This is a genomic window from Clostridium sp. 1001270J_160509_D11, from assembly GCF_015667935.1.
GTDB lineage: Bacteria > Bacillota > Clostridia > Peptostreptococcales > Peptostreptococcaceae > Intestinibacter.
This window is the reverse complement of sequence record NZ_JADPET010000253.1, coordinates 1-1,624: the sequence shown is the minus strand read 5'-3', so window position 1 is coordinate 1,624 and position 1,624 is coordinate 1. Positions and strand designations below refer to the sequence as shown.

The 1,624-nt window shown below is 31.7% G+C and carries 1 protein-coding gene; it reads right to left on the bottom strand.

The features are described from left to right. Nucleotides 1-79: 79 nt before the first annotated feature. Nucleotides 80-1,453, bottom strand: a complete 1,374-nt coding sequence (locus I4U58_RS13745) for a hypothetical protein (RefSeq protein ID WP_195931898.1) — start codon at nucleotides 1,451-1,453, stop codon at nucleotides 80-82. Nucleotides 1,454-1,624 lie beyond the last annotated feature (171 nt).

Below are 1,624 nucleotides of genomic sequence, written 5' to 3'. Positions count from 1 at the left end.
TATATCCGAAAGATCCTATATGATAACTTAAAGCTTCTTGTGCAAGTTCTATACTAGTCGCACCACTAGTTACGTTATATTAAATTATAAATACAGCTACTATTGTAGTAACAGCAAATCCTATTAATATAGGTTTTAAGTTTCTCTTTGCAAGTTCTATTGGGCTTACACCACATATTGCTGCTGCTGAAATTAATCCCCAAGGAACTAAACATCCTCCACCAGTCCATATACCTGCAATTTGACCTAATGCACATAAAGCTCCTACGCTACCGTTTACAGCTGTACCAAATACGTTAGCTAAAGAACCTACTAATGATATACCTGAGAATCCAGATCCATCAAGACCTGTTATTGCACCTACTACTGTCTGTATACTACAAACTGCAAATTTGTTAAGTGGTATTGTATTTGATAATGCTACACCCATATCAGATAATAAACCTTGTGAGCCACTTGGCAATACTTCACCTAATACAGCAGTTATTGGCGCAACTTCACCCATATAGAAGAATGCTGCTATAGGAATTATTGCTGCAAATATCTTAATACCAAATACAAATCCTTCTATAATATTATCACATGTTTGTTCAAAACATTTTTTATTAAAATTCATTATATTAATTATTATTATAAGAAGTACAGCAGTTCCACCTAATAATGCAGCTGCATCTCCACCTGTTAATTTGAATACATACATTGCTACTATATCTAAAGCAAATCCTATTAATACTAAAAATACAGCTATTTTTGCTTTTGGATTAAATTCTGTGATTTCTTCATGCTCTACAGCTTGTAATTCTAAATCAAATTTTCCTTTTTTGATATCTTTTCTAAGTCCATAAAAAGCTACACCTATTGTAACTATTGCCATAACCCAATACAAAGGCATACCTTCTTGAATTACTTGAGATATTTCAATCCCTGCAGCTCCTGCTGTTATAGCTGGTGCACCTTGAATTACAAAGTCAGTAGATAATGCTAAACCATGCCCAAATAGATTTAGCGCTACTGCCACACCTATAGCTGGAAGACCTGCATTTAAAGCAACTGGTAGGAAAACCGCTCCTACTAATGCTACTGCTGGTGTTGGCCAGAAAAACCAAGAAAGTAGTAACATAACTAAACCTGTTACAAAGAATGCTGATGTAGGATTCTTTATAAATCGTGAAAAAGGTTTAACCATATAATTTATGGCTTTATTTGTTTCCAGTGTTTTTGACAACGCAACCATAATAGATATAATCAAAATTATGGAACCGAGTTCATTTAAAGACACAATAAATGAATTAAATACTGCTCCTAACGATCCTGCAATATTATGCGTATAAAACAATCCTAGACAAAAGATTCCTAGGATACACGGAATTATAACATCCTTTTTCATAATCATAGTTACAAGGACTATAACCATGAATAAAATATAAATATAATGCGCTCCTGTTAATGTCATATACTTTATTCTCCTTTTCAATTTTTAGATAATAGTATTATATGATTGTGTTAAATTTTGGTTACATTGATATAACATATGAAAATAAGCACATTTCTTAATTTATTAAGCATTTATGATAAATTATTTATTTAATTATAAATAACTGTATTTTTATAATTACTTTGCTAC